This is a genomic window from Streptomyces sp. NPDC047049 (assembly GCF_040643995.1).
In the GTDB taxonomy this organism is placed as follows: domain Bacteria; phylum Actinomycetota; class Actinomycetes; order Streptomycetales; family Streptomycetaceae; genus Streptomyces; species Streptomyces mooreae.
The window spans coordinates 88,122-111,615 of the sequence record NZ_JBEYVM010000024.1 but is presented as its reverse complement, the minus strand read 5'-3'; the positions used below and the strand labels follow the sequence as shown (position 1 = coordinate 111,615).

18 protein-coding genes are annotated in these 23,494 nt (G+C 71.2%); 9 read left to right on the top strand and 9 right to left on the bottom strand.

All coding sequences use genetic code 11. The features are described 5' to 3' along the window. Window positions 1-153 (top strand): integrase core domain-containing protein (locus tag ABZ851_RS33685; RefSeq protein WP_361135945.1); only part of this gene is annotated, 153 nt, incomplete at its 5' end. 94 nt (window positions 154-247) lie between these two features. Continuing rightward, on the top strand, window positions 248-1,141 hold the full coding sequence (locus tag ABZ851_RS33680) for an oxygenase MpaB family protein (RefSeq protein WP_361135937.1): 894 nt from the start codon (window positions 248-250) through the stop codon (window positions 1,139-1,141). Window positions 1,142-1,242: 101 nt separating this feature from the next. Here the strand turns inward: ABZ851_RS33680 and ABZ851_RS33675 are convergent, their stop codons facing one another. Further along, window positions 1,243-1,866, bottom strand: a complete 624-nt coding sequence (locus tag ABZ851_RS33675; protein WP_361135935.1) for a methyltransferase domain-containing protein — start codon at window positions 1,864-1,866, stop codon at window positions 1,243-1,245. A gap of 303 nt (window positions 1,867-2,169) precedes the next feature. Here ABZ851_RS33675 and ABZ851_RS33670 point away from each other — a divergent pair, with 303 nt between their 5' ends. Continuing rightward, a complete protein-coding gene (locus ABZ851_RS33670; RefSeq protein WP_336049518.1) occupies window positions 2,170-2,784 on the top strand; it encodes an ATP/GTP-binding protein in 615 nt (204 codons plus the stop codon). 72 nt (window positions 2,785-2,856) lie between these two features. Here the strand turns inward: ABZ851_RS33670 and ABZ851_RS33665 are convergent, their stop codons facing one another. Next, a complete protein-coding gene (locus tag ABZ851_RS33665) occupies window positions 2,857-3,285 on the bottom strand; it encodes a PPOX class F420-dependent oxidoreductase (protein WP_361135932.1) in 429 nt (142 codons plus the stop codon). A 165-nt stretch (window positions 3,286-3,450) separates the two neighbouring features. On the opposite strand from ABZ851_RS33665, the gene ABZ851_RS33660 reads away from it, so the two are divergent. Next, the gene (locus ABZ851_RS33660) at window positions 3,451-3,858 is read left to right on the top strand and encodes a roadblock/LC7 domain-containing protein (RefSeq protein WP_361135928.1); all 408 of its coding nucleotides are present in this window, start codon (window positions 3,451-3,453) and stop codon (window positions 3,856-3,858) included. A 79-nt stretch (window positions 3,859-3,937) separates the two neighbouring features. Further along, entirely contained in the window at window positions 3,938-4,831 is an 894-nt protein-coding gene (locus ABZ851_RS33655) for a DUF6397 family protein (RefSeq protein ID WP_361135925.1), read from the top strand. A 28-nt stretch (window positions 4,832-4,859) separates the two neighbouring features. Here ABZ851_RS33655 and ABZ851_RS33650 read toward each other — a convergent pair whose 3' ends face one another. Further along, window positions 4,860-5,723: an acyl-CoA thioesterase II gene (locus ABZ851_RS33650; protein ID WP_361135922.1), complete on the bottom strand. Its 864-nt coding sequence runs from the start codon at window positions 5,721-5,723 to the stop codon at window positions 4,860-4,862. Between the two features lie 52 nt (window positions 5,724-5,775). Next, window positions 5,776-8,289 carry a DUF3516 domain-containing protein gene (locus ABZ851_RS33645; RefSeq protein ID WP_361135919.1) on the bottom strand — a complete coding sequence of 838 codons (2,514 nt, stop codon included), beginning with the start codon at window positions 8,287-8,289 and terminating at the stop codon, window positions 5,776-5,778. 959 nt (window positions 8,290-9,248) lie between these two features. Between ABZ851_RS33645 and ABZ851_RS33640 the strand changes: the two genes are divergently transcribed. Continuing rightward, window positions 9,249-10,040, top strand: coding sequence for a metal-dependent hydrolase (locus tag ABZ851_RS33640; protein WP_361135942.1), 792 nt, complete (start codon window positions 9,249-9,251; stop codon window positions 10,038-10,040). Window positions 10,041-10,151: 111 nt separating this feature from the next. Here the strand turns inward: ABZ851_RS33640 and ABZ851_RS33635 are convergent, their stop codons facing one another. After that, window positions 10,152-11,933: an ABC transporter ATP-binding protein gene (locus ABZ851_RS33635; protein WP_361135916.1), complete on the bottom strand. Its 1,782-nt coding sequence runs from the start codon at window positions 11,931-11,933 to the stop codon at window positions 10,152-10,154. Further along, window positions 11,930-13,732 carry an ABC transporter ATP-binding protein gene (locus ABZ851_RS33630; RefSeq protein ID WP_361135914.1) on the bottom strand — a complete coding sequence of 601 codons (1,803 nt, stop codon included), beginning with the start codon at window positions 13,730-13,732 and terminating at the stop codon, window positions 11,930-11,932. The genes ABZ851_RS33635 and ABZ851_RS33630 overlap by 4 nt, the downstream gene beginning before the upstream one ends. A 237-nt stretch (window positions 13,733-13,969) precedes the next feature. Between ABZ851_RS33630 and ABZ851_RS33625 the strand changes: the two genes are divergently transcribed. Then, the gene (locus ABZ851_RS33625) at window positions 13,970-14,728 is read left to right on the top strand and encodes a hypothetical protein (protein ID WP_361135912.1); all 759 of its coding nucleotides are present in this window, start codon (window positions 13,970-13,972) and stop codon (window positions 14,726-14,728) included. Window positions 14,729-14,870: 142 nt separating this feature from the next. On the opposite strand, the gene ABZ851_RS33620 is transcribed toward ABZ851_RS33625, so the two are convergent. Further along, on the bottom strand, window positions 14,871-16,322 hold the full coding sequence (locus ABZ851_RS33620; RefSeq protein ID WP_361135909.1) for a Gfo/Idh/MocA family oxidoreductase: 1,452 nt from the start codon (window positions 16,320-16,322) through the stop codon (window positions 14,871-14,873). Window positions 16,323-16,655: 333 nt separating this feature from the next. Between ABZ851_RS33620 and ABZ851_RS33615 the strand changes: the two genes are divergently transcribed. After that, window positions 16,656-18,026: an alpha-amylase family protein gene (locus ABZ851_RS33615; RefSeq protein ID WP_361135906.1), complete on the top strand. Its 1,371-nt coding sequence runs from the start codon at window positions 16,656-16,658 to the stop codon at window positions 18,024-18,026. Here the strand turns inward: ABZ851_RS33615 and ABZ851_RS33610 are convergent. Together ABZ851_RS33610 and ABZ851_RS33605 are read right to left on the bottom strand one after the other, a co-directional pair. Beyond that, on the bottom strand, window positions 18,016-20,976 hold the full coding sequence (locus ABZ851_RS33610; protein WP_361135903.1) for an FAD-binding and (Fe-S)-binding domain-containing protein: 2,961 nt from the start codon (window positions 20,974-20,976) through the stop codon (window positions 18,016-18,018). The genes ABZ851_RS33615 and ABZ851_RS33610 overlap by 11 nt on opposite strands. Before the next feature lie 32 nt (window positions 20,977-21,008). Continuing rightward, window positions 21,009-21,494, bottom strand: coding sequence for a MarR family transcriptional regulator (locus tag ABZ851_RS33605; protein ID WP_361135901.1), 486 nt, complete (start codon window positions 21,492-21,494; stop codon window positions 21,009-21,011). A gap of 169 nt (window positions 21,495-21,663) precedes the next feature. Here ABZ851_RS33605 and ABZ851_RS33600 point away from each other — a divergent pair, with 169 nt between their 5' ends. Continuing rightward, window positions 21,664-23,481, top strand: a complete 1,818-nt coding sequence (locus ABZ851_RS33600) for an ABC transporter ATP-binding protein (RefSeq protein ID WP_361135898.1) — start codon at window positions 21,664-21,666, stop codon at window positions 23,479-23,481. Window positions 23,482-23,494 lie beyond the last annotated feature (13 nt).

Here is a 23,494-nt window from a genome sequence, read left to right as displayed (position 1 = left end):
TGGGCCTACCAACAGCCCTACACCTCAGACGCCGAACGCCAGGCAGCGTTCCCCGACTGGCTGGACTGGTACAACTACCACCGACCCCACACCGGAATCAGCGGCCACACCCCAGCCAGCCGCGTCACCAACCTCTCCGGACAACACACCTAGCCCCCGCAGGGCGCATTCTGGCGTCCGTGGCACTCTGAACGACCGCCCGCGCCCCTAAAATTGGCCCGTCGGCGAACGAAGGGACGGATGCCAGGTGCGTCGCTACGACTGGTTGCGGGAGATCCGGCGGCTCGACCCGGAGCGTGACTTCCTGCGGATCTACCGCATCATCGCGACCCATGAGTTCCCCTGGGACATGACCAGGGCCCTGGAGCTGGCGCTCTACCGCACCTACGCCGTGCCGAGCATCGGCCGGCTGCTGGCCGAAACCGCCGAACTGACGGGCCGTACACAAAAACGCTATGACGACACCGCGCTCCTCCTGGACGCCGTCGTCGAGCACGGCTTCGACGGGGAGGACGGCCGGACGGCGATCCGCCGTATCAACCAGATGCACCGCAGCTACGACATCAGCAACGAGGACATGCGCTATGTCCTGTGCACGTTCGTGGTGATGCCCAAGCGGTGGCTCGACGCCTACGGCTGGCGGCGCCTGACCGCGCGGGAACGGCATGCGGTCGCCGTCTACTACCGCACCCTGGGCCGCCATATGGGAATCGCCGACATCCCGGAGACCTACGAGGACTTCGAGCGCTGCCTCGACGCCTACGAGGAGGCGCACTTCGGCTTTGACGAGGGCGCGCGAAGGGTGTCGGACGCCACCCTGGACCTGATGGCGGGGTGGTACGGCCCGCTCGCTCCGGTGGTGCGCGGCGCGAGCATGGCCCTCCTGGACGACACGCTGCTGGAGGCGTTCCGCTACGAGCCGCCCAAACCGGCGGTCCGGACGGCGGTACGCACCGCTCTGAAGCTGCGCGCCAAAGCCGTGCGGTTGCTGCCGCCCCGCCGCACTCCGCACTACGCCCGGCAGAACCCCGAGATCAAGGGCTACCCGAACGGCTTCCGGGTGGCCGAGCTCGGCACCTTCCCCGGCCGCCGCACGGGCAGCTGCCCGGTGCCCCACGGGGAGGGCCCGGCGGCCTCCTGAGGGCCGGAGAACCGATGCTCTTCGCCGGGTAGCCGGTCCCCGGGCAGGCCGCCCCCTGGGTGCCCCGGTACGCCTGGTGCCCCGGTACGCCCGATGGCCCGCTACGCCCGGCGTACCGCCAGCGCCAGGTAGCGGGAGTCGTGGTCCTCGTACCGGATCAGGTCCCAGCCGCACGCGGTCAGGAGGGGCCGCAGATTCGGCTCGGCCCGCAGGTCGTCGGGGGTGATCGGGCGGCCCTTGCGGGCGGCGAGAGCCGCCCGCCCGATGGGGTGGAAGAGCGCCAGCCGGCCACCGGGACGTACGGTCCTGGCGAGTTCGGTGAGACCGCCCGCCGAGTCCGGGAGGTGGGAGATGAGCCCGGCGGCGAAGACCGCGTCCAGCGTGGCGTCGGGCAGCGGCAGCCGGGTCACATCGGCGAGCAGCAGCGCCGCGTAGCGGTCGCGCCCGGCCCGTACGGCGGTCTGCAGCATCTCGGGCGTGAGATCGGCGCCCAGTACCGCCCCGCGCGGCCCCACGGCCTTCCGGAGCGCGGGCAGCGCGCGCCCCGTACCGCAACCGGCGTCCAGCACCCGGTCGCCCTCCCGGAGGCCCAGTTCGGCGGTGCCCGCCGCGTAGGCGGGACCGTCGCCGGGGAACTTCGCGTCCCAGCCGGCGGCGCGCGGTGCGAAGAACGCCCGGACTTCGTGCGGGCGGTCGGCGTGGTGGTCGCCGTGCTGGCCGGTCATCGGGCTCCTCCGGGGGCGGAACGGTCGGCGAGAGGAGACGCTACAGGTGCGGGGCACTGCGCTCCACCACGCCTGCCGAACCGACCGCACAGCGGTCCAACTATCACGAAGGGGACGGCTGATGGCTTTCTTGATCCGAAGACGTGGCGGCTTTCGGGAATCCGGGGAAATCCCCCTCGTTGGCGGGTACGGTCCACGCCATGGATTTCGGACGGCCCTCCGCCGCCGAAGGCTCCCCTCGTCGAGCCGTGGATCCGTATACCCCGTGACGCGCAGGACCCTGCATCCTGGAGGAGACGGCCGATGAACGCCGCACAAGGGGCCCCGGAGGGCGCAGCCCCGGGCCCCGACGCCGAGTTGACCCTGAAGATCTTAGTCGCGGGCGGCTTCGGTGTGGGCAAGACAACCCTGGTGGGCTCGGTCAGCGAGATCCACCCGCTGCGCACGGAGGAACGCCTCAGCGAGGTGGGCGAGACGGTGGACGACACCGGGGGAGTGGACGACAAGGGCACCACCACGGTGGCGATGGACTTCGGCCGCATCACCATCAGGCAGGGCCTGTCCCTCTACCTCTTCGGCACCCCCGGACAGGACCGCTTCTGGTTCCTGTGGGACGACCTGTCGGAGGGGGCGCTGGGCGCCGTGGTGCTGGCCGATACCCGGCGGCTGCAGGACTGCTTCCCGGCCGTCGACTACTTCGAGCGCCGTGCGATCCCGTTCCTGGTGGCCGTCAACTGCTTCGCGGAGTCCCGGTCCTACGGGGCCGACGAGGTCTCCCGCGCACTGGACCTGGACCGTGGTACCCCGGTCGTGCTCTGTGACGCGAGGGACCGGGACTCCGGCAAGGAAGTGCTGGTCCGCCTTGTCGAGCACGCGGGCCGGCGGCACTCCGCCCCGGTGCTGGACTCGGTGGGCTGAGCCGGGGGCCGCGCCGGCGGGCGGAGGTGGCGCGGATGCCGAAGAGCGCCGCGCGCCACGCACCCGCAGCCCTCAGTCCGCGACATCCGCGAGGGCGACGGCCTTGTCGATCCTGACCCGGACCACCACCTCGCCCGGAACGCCGTTGCGCGCGCCGTACTCCTGCGCGCGGTCCTCGCCCATGTAGCGGGCCGCGATACGGGTCGCCCAGCGGCGGACGTCCGTCAGATCCTCGCTGATCTCCGCGGTGCCCTGTACGGACACGAACGCGAACGGTGGCCGATCGTCGTCGACGCACAGTGCCACCCTGCCGTCGCGGGCGAGATTGCGGCCCTTGACCGTGTCCGCACCGGTGTTGAACACCAGCTCGTCACCGTCCAGGAGGAACCACACCGGTGCGAGGTGCGGGCTGCCGTCGGCCCGTACGGTCGCCAGCTTGCCGGTACGCGTGCCCTCGGAAAGGAACCTCTGCCACTCGTCCTTCGTCATCTTGTGTGCCATGCCGACATCCTCATCCATGCGGGACGCGCACGCGCCGCGTGGCACGCCGGGCTGTGGGCCGCTTGCCGAGACGGCTGAGGTGGGACAGGCTGGCACGGCAGTTCGCGGACCGCGGGCTGCCGTCCGGCCAAGGAATGCGGACGGGGACACGGGGAGGAAGCAGCAATGGCATTGAGCAGCGGACTCGACTGGCTGCTGGACGATCTGACCAAGCGGGTGCAGAAGGTACGGCACGTGTTGGTGCTCTCCAACGACGGGCTGGTGACCGGGGCGAGCGAGAGACTGGAGCGGGAGGACGCCGAACACCTCGCGGCGGTCGCCTCGGGGCTGCACAGCCTCGCGAAGGGGTCCGGGCTCCACTTCCGGATCGGCCGGGTGCGTCAGACCATGGTCGAATTCGACGACGGAGTGCTGTTCGTGACGGCCGCGGGAGACGGCAGCTGTCTGTGCGTGCTGGCGGGCGCCGACGCCGACATGGGGCAGATCGCCTACGAAATGACGCTGCTGGTCAATCGGGTCGGGGAGCATCTGGGCGTCGCGGCCCGCCAGCCGGAGAGTTATCCACAGGCCTGAGGCGGGGGTTGACCCGCTGTCGCCACCAGCGGCTATCGTCGTCACTGTCAGTGATCGACCGAGTCGCGGGGGAAGCGATATGACAGTGATGTGCGACGGGCGGCAGACGCTCACGACGGGGCGGGCGGCCCGCGAACTGGAGCTGAGGACGGGCGAGTTGGAGCTCGCCACCCAGCTCGGAGAAGTGCGGACGGTCGTGGCCGGGACCGACGGCCGGCCGGCCGGAGCCGGATCGCTCGGCCGGCGCCGGGTTCCGGCGGAGGAGATCGCCCGGCTGCGGGCCGAGCCGGGCTTCCCGGACGCGCTCCGCGAGCGGATCCGCGCAGTCAGCACGACCGAGGCCGCCGCTCTCATGGGCATCGGGCCCGGCCGGGCGGTCCGCCTGACCCGGGCGGGCTGTTTGGGCCCCGTCCGGTTCTATGTGAACCGCTTCGGCGCGGTGGTCTGGCTCTATCTCGCGGCCGAGGTCGCCGACTTCGCCGACCGTGAACCCGACCTGCTGCGGGGCAACACCCCGGCGGCGATGCGGGTGATGCTCGACAGCGGACAGGACTGGCGGGCCCGCCAGTGGCGCAGCCGACGGATCGCCCAGCTCATGGGGCAGACCGACGACCCCTGGGAAGCGGCAGCGGTAATCGCCGCCGTGCTGCCGCCGGAGGAACTGGCCTCGGTGGCCGAGAACCCGCTGGAGCGGTCCCTGCTGCGCCGGCTCAGGCCCACCCTGGCCTCCGTGATCACGGTGACCCCGGCCGCCAGGGAATCCTTCGAACGCGTCCTGATGGCGGATGAGTTCGACGAAGTGCTGTGGTACCGCGTCCACCTCTCCCGCTGCCTGGAAAGGGCCCGCAAGGACGACCCGGGCCGCCCCCGGACACCGGCCGCCGTACCCACCGCCGTGGCCCGCCCGGGTCAGACCCCGAGCTTTCTGAACAGTCCTTCCTGGGATGGCCGGACACGTCCCGCCTTGCCCTGAACACTCCTGGGATGGATCGTGCACGTCCTCACAGAGGACGAAAGAGCCCTTCCTGGACGACCGAAACCAGCAGCCTGCCCTCACGGTCGTAGATCCGTCCGCGGGCCAGGCCGCGGCCCCCGGTGGCGATCGGCGACTCCTGGTCGTAGAGGAACCACTCGTCCGCGCGGAACGGACGGTGGAACCACATCGCGTGGTCGAGCGAGGCCATGTCGAACCCCCGCGGGCCCCAGAGGGGTTCGACGGGGATGCGGACGGCGTCCAGCAACGTCATATCGCTGGCGTAGGTCAGCGCGCAGGTGTGCACGAGCGGGTCGTCGCCCAGCGGCCCGACCGCGCGCATCCACACCGCGCTGCGGGGTTCCGCACCCTCGATCTCCTCCGGGGTCCAGCGCAGCCGGTCGGCATACCGGATCTCGAAGGGCATCCGGCGTGCCATGCGCTCCAGCGACTCGGGCAGGCTGCGCAGGCGCTCGCGGACCTCTTCCGCGACCGTCGGCAGCTCCTCGGGGTCGGGCACCACCCGGCGCAGCGGCAATTGGTGATCGAAGCCGGGTTCCGGCTTGTGGAAGGAGGCGGTCAGATTGAAGATCGTGCGTCCCTGCTGGACGGCGACGACCCGGCGTGTGGTGAAGGACCGCCCGTCGCGGACCCGCTCGACCTGGTACACGATCGGCACCCCGGGCCGGCCGGGGCGCAGAAAGTACGCATGGAGCGAGTGGACCGGGCGGTCCCCTTCCGTGGTCCGCCCGGCAGCCACCAGCGCCTGGCCGGCGACCTGCCCGCCGAAGACCCGCTGCAACGATTCCTGCGGGCTGCGGCCCCGGAAGATGTTCACCTCGATCTGCTCCAGATCCAGCAGACCGACCAGCTTTTCGGCGGGATTGGTCATGACCGGTGGCCCTCCGTCAGATCCTTCGGCGGCCTCGGTCGAAGCCGTCGCCTCACAACTGACCCACATCCGTGACCCGCACGACCGCGCGACCCTCCTCGTCGGAGGCGGCCAGGTCCACCTCCGCGGAGATGCCCCAGTCGTGATCACCGTTCGGGTCGGCGAAAGTCTGCCGCACCTTCCACAGTCCGTGCTCGGCATCCTCCTGAATCTGCAGCAGCTTCGGGCCGCGGGCGTCCGGACCGGTGCCCAGCTCGTCGTATTCGTCCCAGTAGGCGTCCATCGCGTCGCCCCAGGCGTCCACGTCCCAGCCGGAGTCGGCATCCATGTCGCCGAGTTCCTCGACCTTGTCCAGCGCCGCCAGCTCCACCCGCCGGAACATCGCATTGCGCACCAGCACCCGGAACGCCCGCGCGTTGGAGGTGACCGGCCGGACCTGATCGGCTCGCTCCGCGGCCTGTTCGGCCGTCTCCACCTCCGGGTTGGCGAGCTGCTCCCACTCGTCCAGCAGGCTGGAGTCGACCTGGCGCACCATCTCGCCAAGCCAGGCGATGATGTCCTCGAAGTCCTCGGACTTCAGATCGTCCGGGACCGTGTGGTCCAGCGCCTTGTACGCGCTCGCCAGGTAACGCAGCACGATTCCCTCGGTGCGGGCCAGCTCGTAGAAGGACGTGAACTCCGTGAAGGTCATGGCGCGTTCGTACATATCGCGGATGACCGACTTCGGCGACAACGGATGGTCGCCGACCCACGGGTGACTCTTGCGGTACAGGCCGTAGGCGTGGAAGAGCAGTTCCTCCAGCGGCTTGGGGTACTCGACGTCCATGAGCCGTTCCATGCGCTCTTCGTACTCGACGCCGTCGGCCTTCATCTGGGCGACCGCCTCGCCCCGGGCCTTGTTCTGCTGCGCGGCCAGGATCTGGCGCGGATCGTCCAGTGTGGACTCCACGACCGAGACCATGTCCAGCGCGTAGGACGGCGACTCCGGGTCGAGCAGGTCGAACGCGGCCAGGGCGAAGGTCGACAGCGGCTGGTTGAGCGCGAAGTCCTGCTGGAGATCCACGGTCAGCCGGACGATCCGGCCCTCCGCGTCCGGTGCCGGCAGCCGCTCCACGATGCCGCCGTCCAACAGCGAGCGATAGATCGCGATGGCCCGCCGGATGTGCCGGAGCTGATTCCTGCGCGGCTCATGGTTGTCCTCGAGCAGCTTGCGCATGGCCTCGAACGCATTGCCCGGCCGCGCGATCACGGACAGCAGCATCGCGTGCGTCACCCGGAAACGGGAGTTCAGCGGCTCCGGATCGGAAGCGATCAGCTTCTCGAAGGTGTTCTCGCCCCAGTTGACGAAGCCCTCCGGCGCCTTCTTGCGTACCACCTTCCGGCGCTTCTTGGGGTCATCGCCCGCCTTGGCCAGCGCCTTCTCGTTCTCCACGACATGCTCGGGGGCCTGTGCGACCACAAAGCCCGCGGTGTCGAAGCCGGCCCGGCCGGCCCGGCCTGCGATCTGGTGGAACTCCCGCGCCCGCAGAGTCCGCACCCGCGACCCGTCGTACTTGGTCAGCGCGGTGAACAAAACCGTACGAATGGGGACATTGACGCCCACGCCGAGGGTGTCCGTGCCGCAGATGACCTTCAGCAGACCCGCCTGGGCCAGCTTCTCGACGAGCCTGCGGTACTTCGGCAGCATGCCGGCGTGGTGCACGCCGATGCCATGACGGACATACCGCGACAGGTTCCGGCCGAACTTGGTGGTGAACCGGAAGTTCCCGATGAGCTCGGCGATCTGGTCCTTCTCGGCCCGCGTACACATATTGATGCTCATCAGCGCCTGCGCCCGTTCGACGGCGGCGGCCTGGGTGAAGTGCACGATGTACACGGGCGACTGGCGGGTCTCCAGCAGCTCGGTGAGGGTCTCCGTCATCGCCGTCGTGCGGTATTCGTACGACAGCGGCACCGGCCGCGTCGCCGAGCGCACCACCGACGTGGGCTTCCCGGTGCGCCGGGTCAAGTCCTCCTCGAAGCGCGACATGTCGCCGAGCGTCGCCGACATCAGAATGAACTGCGCCTGCGGAAGTTCCAGCAGCGGAATCTGCCAGGCCCAGCCACGGTCCGGCTCGGCATAGAAATGGAACTCGTCCATCACGACCTGGCCGATGTCGGCGTCCTTCCCGTCCCGCAGCGCTATCGAGGCAAGGACCTCGGCAGTGCAGCAGATCACCGGGGCATCGGCATTGACCGAGGCGTCACCGGTGAGCATGCCGACGTTCTCGGTGCCGAACAGCTTGCACAGGTCGAAGAACTTCTCCGAGACCAGCGCCTTGATCGGGGCGGTGTAGAAGGTGACCTGATCATTGGCGAGCGCGGTGAAGTGTGCGCCGGCCGCCACCAGGCTCTTACCGGAGCCGGTCGGGGTGGACAGGATGACGTTCGCCCCGGAGACCACCTCGATCAGCGCCTCCTCCTGGGCAGGGTAGAGCGAAATGCCCTGCTGCTCGGCCCAGCCCGAAAAGGCTTCGAAGAGGGCATCGGGGTCGGCGTCGTTCGGGAGATGATCGATGAGGGTCACGCCCCCATACTGCCTGTCTTCGGCCCGGATCAGGGAACCGGCGACCCGGAGGGAGGCCGGTTCAAGATCGACGAAGCCCGTGGCCGCCCGCCATGAAGGCCCCCGGGCCTCGCTGACCCGGCCCCGGCACCGGCTCGGGATGCCGTTCCGGCGGCCCCGGCCTGCGGAACCATGCCCCGTCGCGGCGCGGTCCGGAGGGCTCGGGGCTCGGGGCTCGGGGCTCGATGTCGTCACCCTGCGTACGGAGTCGCGGGCGCGCGGTTGTCGTCGGCCGGCACCCTCTGCGCCGGCGCCCGGCGGATGCGTGGCGCAGATCACGCGGCGCGCGCCGAAGCGGGCGCCCCGGGTCGTTCCGTCAGGTCGCCGGTCGCCGGTCGCCGGTCGTGGGGCACCGGCCACCGGTCGTCGGCCGCCAGCCACCTGCCACCGGTCGTCGATCACCGGCCACCGGCCACCGGCCACCGGCCACCGGCCACCGGCCACCGGCCACCGGCCACCGGCCACCGGCCACCGGCCGCCGGCCACCGTGGGGCGGGGAGGCCCGTAAGGCGGCCTCCGTAGGTGGGGTCCGGGCGAGAGCGCCGGCCCAACGAACCTGCCCGTCAATGCAGTTGCTTCCGTCTGCCAGGCGCGCCCCGATGGCGTCGTCCGGGACGAAAGACAGGAAGGGGCACGGGGCGAGCAGTTGACCCGTGTCCGGAGCCGTGTGCCGGTGCCGCGGGCCGGCGCCTGTCCGGCGGCCGGTCGTGCGGACGTGGTGCCCGTGCGGCCGTGTGCCGGTGCGGGACGCGGGCTCACCCCCTCCTCGTAGGGAGATCATCTGACGCTACGCTGAGTCGCCGACCGGGCGTCAGAGGCGTGGCTCAGCAGTACGAGCAGTACCAGCAGTACGCGAGGCACACCGTCCGCACCGGAGAACGAGCGCAAGAGAACCAAGAGAACAAGGGGTGGGAACAACCATGATGGGACCGGCGCACTCACTGTCCGGGGCCGCGGCCTGGCTGGGGGTGGGCGCGGCGGCCGCTGCCGCCGGACATCCCATGCCCTGGCCGGTGCTCGTCTGCGGAGCTCTGATCTGTGCCGGTGCGGCGCTCGCCCCGGACCTCGACCACAAGTCCGCGACCATCTCGCGGGCCTTCGGCCCGCTCTCGCGGTGGCTGTGCGAACTGGTCGACGCGATCTCGCACGCGGTCTACAAGGCGACCAGGATGCGCGGCGACTCGAACCGCAACGGAGGCCACCGCACGCTCACCCACACCTGGGTGTGGGCCGTGCTGGTCGGCGCCCTGATGTCGCTGCTGGCGATGCAGGGCGGTCGCTGGGCCGTCCTCGGCATCCTCTTCGTCCATATGGTGCTCGCCATCGAGGGGCTGTTGTGGCGGGCGGCACGGGTGTCCAGCGATGTGCTGGTGTGGCTGCTGGGTGCCGCCTCGGCCTGGATCCTGGTCGGCGTTCTCGACCAGCCGGGCAACGGCGCGAGCTGGCTGTTCAGTGAACCGGGGCAGCAGTACCTCTGGCTGGGGCTCCCGGTCGTTCTCGGAGCGCTCGTCCATGACATCGGCGATGCCCTGACCGTCTCGGGCTGCCCCGTCCTGTGGCCCATCCCGATCGGCCGCAAGCGCTGGTACCCGGTCGGCCCGCCCAAGGGGATGCGCTTCAAGGCCGGCAGCTGGGTGGAGCTGAGGATATTGATGCCGGTGTTCATGCTGCTGGGCGGCGTCGGCGGTCTGAGCGCGCTCGGTTACCTCTGACGTGCCCGACCCCGTCACCGGAGGCTGATGCGGAGGTACCGGGGAGGCCCTGCGTCCTTCCCGGGGGCCCGCGAGGCGTGCGCCCTCGCGGGCCCCTGGCCGCGCCCCGTATCAGCCGTGCCATGATTGCCAGAGCGCCGCGTACGCGCCACCCGCCGCGACCAGTTCGTCGTGGCTGCCCAGTTCGCTGATCCGGCCCTCCTCGACGACCGCGATCACATCGGCGTCATGGGCGGTGTGCAGCCGGTGCGCGATGGCCACGACCGTACGGCCGTCCAGCACCCTGCTCAGCGAGCGTTCCAGGTGGCGGGCCGCCCGTGGGTCGAGCAGGGACGTGGCCTCGTCCAGCACCAGGGTGTGCGGATCGGCGAGCACCAGCCGGGCCAGCGCGATCTGCTGGGCCTGGGCGGGCGTCAGCGTATGGCCGCCGGAGCCCACCGCGGTGTCCAGCCCCTTGTCCAGGGCCCGCGCCCAGTCATCGGCGTCCACCGCGCCGAGCGCCGCCCACAGTTCGGCATCCGCCGCACCGCCGCGCGCCAGCAGGAGGTTGTCGCGGAGCGAGCCGACGAAGACATGGTGTTCCTGGTTGACCAGCGCCACCTGCTCGCGGATCCGCTCGGCCGGCAGCGCGGACAGCTCGGCCCCGCCCAGCGTGACGCTGCCCACCCGGGGGCCGTAGATGCCCGCCAGGAGCCGGCCCAGCGTCGACTTTCCGGCACCGGAGGGCCCGACCAGCGCCAGCCGGGTCCCCGGGCGGACCCGCAGCGACACCTCCCGGAGCACATCGACGCCGGCCCGGTAGCCGAAGCTGACCCCGTCGGCGTGGACGTCCCGGCCGTCCGGGAAGCGCCCCGTGGTGGGGGCCTCCGGCTCGATCTCCCGGACGCCGACGAGCCGGGCGATGGACACCTGGGCCACCTGCAGCTCGTCGTACCAGCGCAGGACCATGCCGACCGGCTCGATCATCATCTGCGCCAGCAGCGCCCCGGTCGTCAGCTGCCCCGGAGTGATCCATCCCTGGATGACGAAGGCTCCGCCCAGCAGCAACACCGAGACCAGGAGCAGCACATGCGTCAGATCCACGACGGGGAAGAGCACGGAGCGCAGGTAGAGCGTGTAGCGCTCCCACTGAGTCCAGGTACGGACCCGGTCTTCCGACAGCGCGATCCGGCGGGCGCCCAGCCGGTGGGCCTCGACCGTGCGCCCCGCGTCCACGGACTCGGTGAGCACCGCGGACACCGCCGCGTAACCGGCCGCCTCGGAGCGGTAGGCGCTCGGTGCCCGTTTGAAGTACCAGCGGCAGCCGACGACCAGCAGCGGCAGCGCGATGAGGACGGACAGCGCGAGCGGCGGTGCGGTCACCGTCAGCCCGCCGAGCAGCAGCACCACCCACACCACGCCGATGGACAGCTGCGGTACGGCCTCGCGCATCGCGCTGGAGAGCCGGTCGATGTCGGTGGTGATCCGCGACAGCAGGTCGCCGGTGCCGGCCCGCTCCAGGACGCCCGGCGGCAGCGCCACGGACCGTACGAGGAAGTCCTCGCGCAGATCCGCCAGCATCCGCTCACCGAGCATCGCCCCGCGCAGCCGGACCATGCGGACGAACACCGTCTGGACGGCCAGCGCCACGGCGAACAGCCCGACGGTGCGCTCCAGCGGGAGGTCACGGGCCCCCGTGGACAGCTTCTCGACAACGCCGCCGAGCAGATACGGCCCGGCCATGGAGGCGATCACCGCGGCCGCGTTCACGGCGACCAGCACGAGGAACGCTCTGCGGTGACGGCGGATCAGGCCGCCGACATAGCTGCGCACCGTTGCCGGCGAGCCGACGGGAAGGGTGGTGAGGGTCTGCCGGGCGTCCGGGTCGTGCTCCGGCGGCGCCAGGCCGATCATGCGGTCTCCTCGATCCGGTCGGTCGGTAGCGCCGGCTCGGGGTCCGGCTCGCGGGTGACGATCGCGCGGTAGGCGGGGTGGCTGTGCAGCAGTTCGCGGTGGGTCGCCTCGGCGACGGCCTTCCCCTCCTGGAGGAACACCACCTGTTCGGCCCGGTCCAGCACGAGCGTGCTGGAGGTGAGCACGACGGTCGTACGCCCCTTCCTGATCTCCCGCAGGCCCTCGGCGATCCGGGCCTCGGTGTGCGCATCGACGGCGCTGGTCGGCTCGTCGAGCACCAGCACTTCCGGGTCGGCGACCAGCGACCTGGCGAGGGCGAGCCGCTGGCGCTGCCCGCCGGACAGCGAGCGGCCGCGCTCGGTGATGTGGGCCCGCATCGGGTCTCCCGAGTCGTCGGCGGACGCCTGCGCCAGCGCGGTCAGTACGTCTCCGCACTGCGCCGCGGTCAGCGCCTCCCGCGCGCCCACCCGGCCGGACGCCGGTACGTCGAGCAGTTCGCCGAGCGTGCCCGAGAGCAGCATCGGGTCCTTGTCCTGGACGAGTACGGCACCACGGGCCGTCTCGCGTGCCAGGTCGTCCAGCGGGGTGCCGCCGAGCACGACCGAGACCGGCACGGCGCCGTCACCGCCGCCTTCGTCCAGCTGCGGCGGGTGTCCGCCGAGGCGTTCGGCGAGCCGGCCCGCGCTGTCGGGGTCGCCGCAGACCACCGCGGTCAGCCGGCCGGCCGGGGCGGTCAGGCCGCTGACCGGGTCGTGCAGATCGCCGGTGGGTGCCGCCTCCCGGCCCGTGGCGCGCCCGCCGGCCGGGCGGCTCTGTGCCAGTACACGGGCCGTGCGCTTCGTGGACGGCTTGGCGAAGGAATAGGCCTGGGCGATCTCTTCGAAGTGTCTGAGGGGGAGGAGCAGGAAGGTGACCGCGCTGTAGACCGTGACGAGATCGCCGACGGCGAGGGTGCCGTCGAGGGCGAGCCGGGTGCCGTACCAGACCACCGCGATGAGCAGCAGCCCCGGCAGCAGTACCTGGACGGCCGAGATCAGCGACCACATCCGGGCGCTGCGGACGGCGGCCTTGCGCACTTCCTGGGAGGCGCTGCGGTAGCGGCCGAGGAAAAGTTCCTCGCCGCCGATGCCGCGCAGGACGCGCAGTCCGGCGACGGTGTCGGAGGCCAGCTCGGTGGCCTGGCCGGCCTTCTCGCGCTGTGCGTCGGCACGCCGGGTGGCGTGCGGCAGCAACGGCAGCACGGCCAGCGCCATGACGGGCACGCCGACGGCGACCAGGACGCCGAGCTCCGGCCGGTAGAGGGCCAGGGCAACGGAGACGCCGGCGGCGGTGACCGCGGCGGCACCGAACCGGGAGAGCGCTTCGACGAACCAGCCGATCTTCTCAAGGTCGCCGGTGCTGACGGCGACGATCTCGCCCGCCGCCACCCGCCGTGTCATGGCCGAGCCCAGTTCCGTGGTCTTGCGGGCGAGCAGTTGCTGCATCCGGGCGACGGCGGTGATCCAGTTGGTGACGGCCGCGCGGTGCAGCATCACGCCACCGATCGCGATCAGGGCGCCCAAGGCGATGATCAGGGAGCCGGCCAGGAGGAGGCGGCCGGCGTCGCGGTCCACCACGGCCTGCACGGCCAGGCCCACCGGCACCGGCGAGGCGGCGATGGCGCCGAAGTTCACCAGCCCCCAGGCGAGGGCCTTGAGCTGCCCGCCGAGCTGTTGTGCGCACAGCCAGCGGAGGAAGGCGCCGCCCGTACGGACATCAGGGACGCCCGGGTCGGGATGCGGAAGGTCGCGAATGTGCATGATGCCCCAGGCGAAGTCGTGGTGGATGGGCGGCAACGGGCCGTTGCGGCAGGCGAAATGCCCCTCTCGCCCGTCTCGTCTCCGGCGGAGGTCCTGGAAGACTGGCCCGCGGCGTGGGGGGATTTCAAACGGTTTTTCCGCTGTGGTCACGCGATCCGGACAATCCTGCGGTGGCGGCTCGTAGGCGGCGGTCGGGTGCCGGCCGGCCGTCGGAGCGGCGGTGCGACCATGGGCGTCATGCGAACAGCGGGCAGTGCGATGCGGACGGCGACGGTGGTCGCGGCGGGACTGGTCCTTCTGGCGGGCTGCGGCGGCGGTGCGGGCGGCGGCAAGGACGGGGACGGCAAGGGTGACGGTGCGGGCAAGGGGGAGCGCCCCGGCGGCCCCGCTCGCGGCGCGTCGGCCACCACCCACCTCAAGAACATCCCCGAGGTCGGCACTGCCCTGCGGTCGCGGATCCCGGCCGGTTCCACGCAGGTCGTGGCGGTCTACGGCAAGGGCGTGAACTCCGCCGAGGCCACGGTCGTCCTCTATGACAAGGGTGCCAAGGGCTGGGACCGCAAGGGCAGTTGGGCCGCCCACAACGGCCGGCGCGGCTGGACGCTGGATCACCACGAGGGCGACAAGCGCAGCCCCGTCGGTGTGTTCCCGCTGACCGATGCGGGCGGGGTGCTCCAGGACCCCGGCGCCAAGCTGCCCTATACGCACTCCTCGGCGTTCACCCCGCCGTCGTACTGGTCCAAGAACACCCGGCACGACTTCGACTACGTCGTCGCGATCAACTACAACCGCGTCAAGGGGACATCGCCGCTGGACCCGACCCGTCCGCAGGGCCAGTCCAAGGGCGGCGGGGTCTGGCTGCACCTGGACCACGGCAGCGGAACCTCCGCGTGCGTCAGCGTCCCGAAGGCCGGGATGCAGGCACTGCTGCGCGCCCTCGATCCCGAGCGGCACCCCGTGGTGGTCATGGGGGACGCGGCGCACCTGGCGGGCTGAGCGCCTCCCGCCGATCCGACGACGTCACGGGAGCGGCCCCCGCACCGGGCACCGCCACCTCCGTCACCACCCGCGACACCTGACCCGGCAGACCGGGGCCCGGCGCACCACCACCCGCCGGGCCCCGCACCGTTGCCGGCGCTCACCCCTCCGGCTTGGACGAGTCCATCCCCGGCCGCGCCTTCTTCCACAGCCCACGGGTGAAGTCTGGAATCTCCTGGGGAGCGCCGTTCGCCTTGATCGAGAGGTCACTCAGCGGGACCGGCGCGGTCCAGGTCGCCGCGTCGTAGACGTCGAAGTCCGGTACCAGGCCGAGCCGCATGCACTGCATCAGCCGGAAGACCAGCATGTAGTCCATGCCGCCGTGCCCGCCGGGCGGGTTGGCGTGCTCCTTCCAGAGCCAGTGGTCCCACTCCGCGTACTTGGTGAAGTCGCCCCACTCGTCGTTGCTCTGGTCCGGCTCCAGGTAGATCCGCTCCGGGTAGTCCTCGAAGAGGCCCTTGGTGCCGCCGAGGCTGTTGATCCGGCTGTAGGGATGCGGGGTGGAGACATCGTGCTCCAGCCGGATCACCCGCCCCTTGGCGGTCTGTACGAGGCTGATCGTCCGGTCGCTCTCGATGTACGACTCCTTCCAGCTGGGGTCGTTCGCCGGCATGTGCTCCTTGCGGTACGCGGCGAGGCCGAGGGCCGGGGTGCCGACGCTGGAGATGCGCACGGCGCGGTCGCCGCGGTTGATGTCCATGTAGTTGGCGACCGGGCCGAAACCGTGGTTGGGGTAGAGGTCGCCACGCAGCCGGGTGTGCCACAGCCGCCGCCACGGCCCCTCGTAGTACTTGGGGTCGAACATCAGGCCGCGCAGATCATGGATATAGGCACCGGCGCCGTGCAGCAGCTCGCCGAACAGGCCCGCATGCGCCATCCGCAGCACCCGCATCTCGTTCCTGCCGTAGCAGCAGTTCTCCAGCTGCATACAGTGTCTGCGGGTGCGCTCGGAGAGGTGGACCAGTTCCCACAGCTGGTCCAGGCGCAGCGCGAGGGGGCATTCCACGCCCACGTGCTTGCCGTTGAGCATCGCCGTCTTCGCCATCTCGAAGTGCCGGTCCCACGGCGTGGCCGCGTACACGAAGTCGATGTCGCCGCGCTTGCAGAGGTTTTCGAAGTCCTGCTCGCCGTTGGTGTAGACGGCCGGCGCCGGCTGTCCGGCGGCGGTGACCTTCTTGGCGGCCTTTGCGGTCTTGTCCTTCACCGGGTCGCACAGGGCGACCACGCGGACGCCCGGCATCGCGAGAAAGAGGTCGATCATGCTCCCGCCGCGGTTGCCGAGTCCGATGATGCCGACGCGGACGGTGCTGCGCCGCTCGAACGGCACCCCGATCATGGTTCTGCCCCTGGCGTCGGGCGACGCGGCGGCCGTGGTGGATGCGGCCGCCGCGGTCGTCGCGGGTGCGGCCGCCGCGGCCGGCCCGGACGACAGGCCGCCGAGCCCGAGTCCCGCGCCCGCCGCACCGGCGGTCCACAGCACCGAACGGCGGCTCGGGCCCGCCTCGTCGTGGTCGCGGTCGTGGTCGTGGTTCTGCGATGGTGCCTCGTTCATCGGTCCTCCAGGGGAGCGGTGGTGTGCCGGGGCATACGTGAACCTCGGTCAGGACCCTGTCGGCCGACGGCCTGAGGCACAAGAGGGCCGATTGGACTCTTGATACGGCACTCTTGGACTCTCCGCCGCAATACCGGACGACCTGCGGCAACACCGGAGATGCCGTCACCGGCACCTTTCGCAAGCCGCTGAAAAGTCTTGCGGAATACCTTGACGTGTCCACAAGGCAAACGGCAGGCTCCGATGCGGAAATCCCCCCACAGCGGCCCGGCGCGTGGCTGCACTCGTGGGCGCGGTACCTCCTGCCGTGCCCCATGACCAAGGAGCCGCAAGATGCAGCAACGTTCCCGTGTGCTGGGCGGGGTGCTGGCCGGCGTGCTGGCCGCGGCCGGCCTCGCCACCTTCGCGCCGTGGTCCTCCCAGGCCGCGCCACCCGGTGAAAAGACCGTCACCGCCACCCTGTTCGAGTGGAAGTACACCGAGGTCGCCAAGGCATGCCGCACTCAGCTGGGCCCGGCCGGCTACGGCTATGTCGAGGTTTCGCCCGCCTCCGAGCACATCCAGGGCGACCAGTGGTGGACCTCTTACCAGCCCGTCAGCTACAAGATCGCCGGACGGCTGGGCGACCGGAAGGCCTTCGCCTCGATGGTCAGCGCCTGCCACGGCGCGGGCGTCAAGGTCATCGCCGATGCCGTCATCAACCACATGGCGGCCGGCTCCGGTACCGGCACCGGCGGCACCCGGTACACCAAGTACCACTACCCGGGTTACTACCAGGACCAGGACTTCCACGGCTGCCGGAAGAGCATCTCCGACTACACCAACCGCGACGACGTCCAGAACTGCGAACTCGTCGGGCTCGCCGACCTCGACACCGGCAGCGACCATGTCCGCACCACCCTCGCCAAGTACCTCGACGACCTGCGGTCGCTGGGCGTGGACGGCTTCCGGGTGGACGCCGCCAAGCACATCTCCGCCACCGACCTCGCCGCCGTCAAGGGCAAGATGCGCGACCCGGGCCACTGGGTGCAGGAGGTCATCCACGGCGCCGGTGAGGCGGTGCAGCCCGAGGAGTACACCGGCATCGGCGATGTCGACGAGTTCCGCTACGGCACCCACCTCAAGAGCGCCTTCCAGAGCGGCAACCTCGACCGGCTGAAGTCCGTCGCCGACGGCAAGCTCGGCAGCGACAAGGCCCGCACCTTCGTCGACAACTGGGACACCGAGCGCAACGGCTCCACGCTGACCTACAAGGACGGCGCCGCCTACACCCTCGCCAACGTCTTCATGCTGGCCTCGCCCTACGGCTCACCGAACGTCTACTCCGGCTACGAGTGGACCGACAAGGACGCCGGACCGCCCGGCGGCAGCGACGGCTGGACCAACGAACACGCCAAGCAGGCGATCACCGGGATGGTGGGCTTCCGCAACGCGGTGGGCCCGGCGGAGCTGACCGACTGGTGGGACAACGGGGGCAGCGCCCTCGCCTTCGGCCGGGGCGGCAAGGGATTCGTGGCCCTCAACAACGGCGACGCCGAGCTGCACCGGACCTTTGCGACCTCACTGCCCGCCGGCACGTACTGCAACGTCGCCGCCGCCGCGCCGTCCTCCTGCGACGGCCACACGGTCACCGTCGGGGATGACGGGAAGGCGCAGCTCTCGGTCCCGGCCAAGGGAGCGGTGGCGCTGCACGTCACCCGCTGAGGCGGACCCCCGAAGGCAGCTGACGGGCCGGGCGCGTGGCCCCCTCCAGCGCCAGGAGGGCCGAGCCATAGCCTCGGCCCTCCGTTGCCAGGTCCATGCCGATCTCGCACATCCGGTTCGCCGACAGATACAGATCGAAGTGCCGCGCGGTCACCTCGGCCGCCTCCTTCGCGGTGGCCGACGCCGTGAGCTCCTTGTGCAGCATCCCCCGGTCACCGGCGAAGGCGCAGCAGCCCGCGTCGTCCGGCACCACCACCTCCCGCGCACACGCCTCGGCGACCCGGCGCAGCTGCGCCCCGGCCCCCAAGTGCTGCAGGGAACAGGTGGGATGGAGCACCGCTGAGCCGGCCGTGCGCAGGATCTCCAGCCGCGGCAGCAGCTCCTCGGCGGCCCAGACCACCGAGTCGACGACCGTCAGCCCGGCGTGCAGTGCGGCATTGTCCGGCGTCAGATACGGCACCACCTCACTGCCCAGCCCCAGGGTGCACGAGGACGCGTCCACCACCAGCGGCAGCCTGCCGCCGGCCGTCCACCCCCAGGCCGCCTCGACGTTGCGGTTGGCCATCACCACGTTGCCGCGCCGGTACCCCTTGGAGTGCCAGGGGGTGGCGCAGCAGGTCCCGGCCACGTCCGGCGGGATCCACACCGGCCGGCCCGCCCGCTGCGACACCGCGACCACCGCCTCCGGCAGGGACGGCCCCCGAGATCCCGTGGGCTGACCGAAGATCCGGTTCACACACGCCGGGTAGTAGACCGCCGCCGCCCCGGACCGCCGTGTCGCGGGCAGCGTACGGGCCGCGCCGGGCATCCGCGGGAGCCATTCGGGTACCAGATCGGGGCGTACGGCCCTGCGGGCGGCGCGGGTCAGCGACGCCGTCAGCCGGTCGCCGATCCGGTCGGCGGCGGCCACCGCCAGCCGTGCCGCCCGTTCGACGGCCTGGAAGTGGCGGGCGGACCGTGCGGCGGCCCACTCCTCGCGCGGTGAGTGGCGCCGGTGCCGGAGGTCCCTCATCAGCGCGCCGGTGTCGATCCCCACCGGGCAGGCAGGCCGGCACAGCGAATCGCCGGCGCAGGTGTCCACCGCGTCATAGCCGTACGACTCCAGCAGCGCGGTGGTGACCGGTGAGCCCGAGGGCTGCCGCGCCATCTCGCGGCGCAGCACGATCCGCTGACGAGGCGTGGTGGTCAGATCCCCGCTGGGGCAGGCCGGCTCGCAAAAGCCGCACTCGATGCAGGGGTCGGCGGGGGCCTCGGTCTCCGGGATGGTCTTCAGCCCGCGCAGATGCGCCCGCGGATCGCGGTCGAGCAGGACGCGCGGCGCCAGAATGCCGTGCGGGTCCACGGTCTTCTTGATCCGCCACATCAACTCCGTTGCCCGCGGGCCCCATTCGAGCTCCAGAAAGGGTGCGATGTTCCGGCCGGTGGCATGTTCCGCCTTCAGTGATCCGTCGAAGCGCCGGACGGTCAGCCGGCAGAACGCGTCCATGAAGGCGGCGTAGCGTGCCACCTCGGACGGCTCCGCCGCGTCGAAGGCGAGCAGGAAGTGCAGATTGCCGTGTGCGGCGTGGCCCGCGACCGCGGCCTCGAAGCCGTGCCGCGCCTGCAGTTCCCGCAGGGCCGTACAGGCCTCTGCGAGCCGGTCCGGCGGTACCGCGAAGTCCTCGGTGATCAGCGTCGTACCGGACGGCCGGCTGCCGCCCACCGCGGTCACGAACGCCTTGCGGGCCTTCCAGTAGCCGCCGATGGCCGCCGGGTCCCGGGTGAAGGCGTTGGTGACGGACGCGACCGGAGCCACCAGCTCCAGCTCCGTCAGTACCTGTGCCGCGGCCCGTTCGTACGCCTCCTGGGCGGCCTCGTCGGGTGCCCGGAACTCCACCAGCAGCGCGGTGGTCTCCCGGGGCAGCGCCGCCCAGTCGGCCGGTACCCCGGCCACGCGTACCGAGGCGCGCAGCGTACTGCCGTCCATCAGCTCCACGGCCCGCGCCCCCGCCTCGTTGAACCGCGGTACGGCCGCGGCCGCGGCACTCAGCGTCGGGAAGAACAGCAGCGCGCTGGACGTGTGCCGGTCCAGCGGAAGGGTGTCGAAGACCGTCTCGGCGATGAAGCCGAGGGTGCCCTCGGAGCCGACCATCAGCCCGCGCAGGATCTCCACCGGCGTCGCGCCGTCGAGAAAGGCGTCCAGCCGGTAGCCGTTGGTGTTCTTGATCCGGTACTTGGCGCGGATCCGGGCCACCAGCTCGCGATCCGCCTCGATCTCCGCCTTGAGCGCCAGCAGGCCCGCGCACAGCGCCGGTTCGGCGTGCGCCAGTTCGGTGTCGGCGTCCGGCTGCGCGGTGTCCACGACCGTGCCCGACGGCAGGACGAGGGTGACCGAGGCCAGCGTCCGGTAGGAGTTACGGGTCGTGCCGGCCGTCATCCCGGAGGCGTTGTTGGCGACCACACCGCCCAGGGTGCAGGCGACGGCGCTGGCCGGATCGGGCCCGAGCAGCCGGCCGTGGCGGGCCAGGGCGGTGTTGGCGCGCAGCACGGTGGTGCCGGGCCGGATCCGGGCGCGGGCGCCGTGGTCGAGCACCTGGATCCCGCTCCAGTGCCGGCGGACGTCGACGAGGATGTCCTCGCCCTGCGCCTGGCCGTTGAGCGAGGTCCCGGCGGCCCGGAAGACGACGTGCCGGCCCTTGCCATGGGCGTAGGAGAAGACCGCGGAGATGTCGTCAAGGTCCTCGGCGACCACCACGACCTGCGGGACGAAGCGGTACGGGCTGGCGTCGGAGGCGTAGCGGACCAGGTCGGAGACCTTGTGGAGCACCTTGTCCGGGCCGAGCAGCGCGATCAGTTCACTGCGCAGCGGCTCGGGGGTGCCGAAGGCCCGCCGGTCTGCCACCCGGTCGTGTGCGGGGCTGCCGGTCGCGGCGGGGCGCAGGGTCTGTGGGTCCGGCTCCAGCAGGGGCATGGCGGCACTCCTCCGGTTGGCTCCGCGTCAGTTCAACGCGGTCGGTCCGGCCGGTCCGGTCGGTGCGGTCGGTCCGGATCGTCGACCAGGGCGGACAGCAGGCCGCCGAGTACGTCGCGCTGATCGGCGGTCAGTGGGGCCAGGATCTCCTCCGCGGCGGCCCGCCGCGCGCTGCGCAACGCGCGCAGCGTGGAACGGCCGGTGTCGGTCAGCTCGATGCGCACCACCCGGCGGTTGGCCGGATCGGGCATCCGGCGCACCGCGCCGTGCGCCTCCAGCGCGTCCACCAGGGTGGTCACCGCCCGGGGCACCACCTCCAGCCGCTCGGCGAGGTCGGCCATCCGCGGCGGGGTGTCGCGGTAGTGGTCGACGATCCGCAGCAGCCGGGACTGGGCGGGGGTGAAGGCGATGTCCAGGTGCTCCAGGTGGTGTTTCTGGGCGCGGTGCATCCGGCGGGTCAGCCGTACCAGTTGCTCGGCGAGGTTCGTGGTGCTGACCGTCGGCTCGGGGGAGGGCATGGCGCGAGGATAGCGGATGACAGGACTTCATTCATTGTGAGCATAGGTAACAATGAGCTAAGCTCCACGATGCTCGGCCCGGATCCGCCGTCCGCAGCTCCTGCCGGTCCGCAGCTCCCGCCCGTCCGTAGTTCCGCCCCGCGTCATCCGTACCCCCTCGAAGGAGCCCATGCGCAGCGACGAACCCCAGTGGACCCCGCCGCCCAAGGACCCGGAAAAGCCGGTCCAGCTGCGGCGGATCCTCGCGCTCTTCCGCCCCTACCGTGCCCGGCTGGCCCTCGTCGGCCTGCTCGTCGGCGCCTCCTCGCTGGTCTCGGTCGCCTCGCCCTTTCTCCTCCGCGAGATCCTGGACGTGGCGATACCCGGCCGGCGCACCGGCCTGCTGACCCTGCTCGCCCTCGGCATGATCGCCACCGCCGTCACCACCAGCGTTTTCGGCGTCCTGCAGACCCTGCTCTCCACCACCGTCGGCCAGCGCGTCATGCACGACCTGCGCACCGCCGTCTACGCCAAACTCCAGCAGATGCCGCTGGCCTTCTTCACCCGCACCCGCACCGGCGAGGTCCAGTCCCGGATCGCCAACGACATCGGCGGCATGCAGGCGACGGTCACCTCCACCGCCACCTCCCTGGTCTCCAACCTGACCTCCGTCATCGCCACCGTCTGCGCGATGCTCGCCCTCGACTGGCGGCTGACCGTCGTCTCACTGCTGCTGCTTCCGCTCTTCGTCTGGATCAGCCGCCGGGTCGGCAACGAACGCAAGAAGATCACCACCCGGCGGCAGAAGCAGATGGCCGCGATGTCCGCGATGGTCACCGAATCCCTCTCGGTCAGCGGCATCCTGCTCGGCCGCACGATGGGCCGCGCCGACTCCCTCACCCAGAACTTCGCCGGCGAGTCCGAGCGCCTGGTCGACCTGGAGGTCCGCGCCAACATGGCCGGCCGCTGGCGGATGGCCACCATCGGGATCGTGATGGCCGCCATGCCCGCGCTGATCTACTGGGCGGCGGGCATGGTCCTCCAGCTCGGCGGCCCGGTCTTCTCCCTGGGCACCCTGGTCGCCTTCGTCTCGCTCCAGCAGGGCCTGCTGCGGCCGACCGTCTCGCTGCTGTCCACCGGCGTGCAGATGCAGACCTCACTGGCGCTCTTCCAGCGCATCTTCGAATACCTCGACCTGCCGGTCGCCATCACCGAACCCGCCGAGCCGGTCCGTATCCCGGCGCCGCGCGGCGAACTCCGCTTCGAGAACGTCCGGTTCTGCTACGACCCCGAGGCCGCCCCCACCCTCGACGGCATCGACCTGACCGTCCCGGCCGGCACCAGCCTCGCCGTCGTCGGCCCCACCGGCAGCGGCAAGAGCACCCTGAGCTACCTCGTACCGCGGCTCTACGACGTGACCGGCGGCCGGGTCACCCTCGACGGCACGGACGTCCGTGACCTCGACTTCGACACCCTCGCCCGCTCGGTCGGCGTGGTCTCCCAGGAGACCTACCTCTTCCACGCCTCGGTCGCCGACAACCTCCGCTTCGCCAAGCCCGACGCCACCGACGAGGAGATCGCCCGCGCTGCCAGGGCCGCCCAGATCCACGACCACATCGCCGCCCTGCCCGACGGCTACGACACCCTCGTCGGCGAGCGCGGCCACCGCTTCTCCGGCGGCGAGAAACAGCGCCTCGCCATCGCCCGCACCATCCTGCGCGACCCGCCCGTCCTCGTCCTGGACGAAGCGACCAGCGCCCTGGACACCCACACCGAACACGCCGTCCAGCAGGCCATCGACGAGCTGTCCGCGGGCCGCACCACCCTCACCATTGCGCACCGCCTCTCCACGGTCCGCGACGCCGACCAGATCGTCGTGCTGGACGCCGGCCGGATCGCCGAGCGCGGCACCCATGACGAACTGCTCGCCGCCGACGGGCGCTATGCGGCGCTGGTACGGCGTGACGCACACCTCACCCCCGCCGACGATCAGATGATGGCCCCGTAAGTGACCCGCGGGT

Coding starts and splice junctions, on each gene's coding strand:
- ABZ851_RS33655 (WP_361135925.1), top strand. CDS start 3,938: ATGACAGTGATGTGCGACGGGCGGCAGACGCTCACGACGGGGCGGGCG.
- ABZ851_RS33640 (WP_361135942.1), top strand. CDS start 9,249: ATGATGGGACCGGCGCACTCACTGTCCGGGGCCGCGGCCTGGCTGGGG.
- ABZ851_RS33670 (WP_336049518.1), top strand. CDS start 2,170: ATGAACGCCGCACAAGGGGCCCCGGAGGGCGCAGCCCCGGGCCCCGAC.
- ABZ851_RS33660 (WP_361135928.1), top strand. CDS start 3,451: ATGGCATTGAGCAGCGGACTCGACTGGCTGCTGGACGATCTGACCAAG.
- ABZ851_RS33600 (WP_361135898.1), top strand. CDS start 21,664: ATGCGCAGCGACGAACCCCAGTGGACCCCGCCGCCCAAGGACCCGGAA.
- ABZ851_RS33635 (WP_361135916.1), bottom strand. CDS start 11,933: ATGATCGGCCTGGCGCCGCCGGAGCACGACCCGGACGCCCGGCAGACC.
- ABZ851_RS33610 (WP_361135903.1), bottom strand. CDS start 20,976: ATGCCCCTGCTGGAGCCGGACCCACAGACCCTGCGCCCCGCCGCGACC.
- ABZ851_RS33630 (WP_361135914.1), bottom strand. CDS start 13,732: ATGCACATTCGCGACCTTCCGCATCCCGACCCGGGCGTCCCTGATGTC.
- ABZ851_RS33675 (WP_361135935.1), bottom strand. CDS start 1,866: ATGACCGGCCAGCACGGCGACCACCACGCCGACCGCCCGCACGAAGTC.
- ABZ851_RS33650 (WP_361135922.1), bottom strand. CDS start 5,723: ATGACCAATCCCGCCGAAAAGCTGGTCGGTCTGCTGGATCTGGAGCAG.
- ABZ851_RS33605 (WP_361135901.1), bottom strand. CDS start 21,494: ATGCCCTCCCCCGAGCCGACGGTCAGCACCACGAACCTCGCCGAGCAA.
- ABZ851_RS33665 (WP_361135932.1), bottom strand. CDS start 3,285: ATGGCACACAAGATGACGAAGGACGAGTGGCAGAGGTTCCTTTCCGAG.
- ABZ851_RS33620 (WP_361135909.1), bottom strand. CDS start 16,322: ATGAACGAGGCACCATCGCAGAACCACGACCACGACCGCGACCACGAC.
- ABZ851_RS33625 (WP_361135912.1), top strand. CDS start 13,970: ATGCGAACAGCGGGCAGTGCGATGCGGACGGCGACGGTGGTCGCGGCG.
- ABZ851_RS33615 (WP_361135906.1), top strand. CDS start 16,656: ATGCAGCAACGTTCCCGTGTGCTGGGCGGGGTGCTGGCCGGCGTGCTG.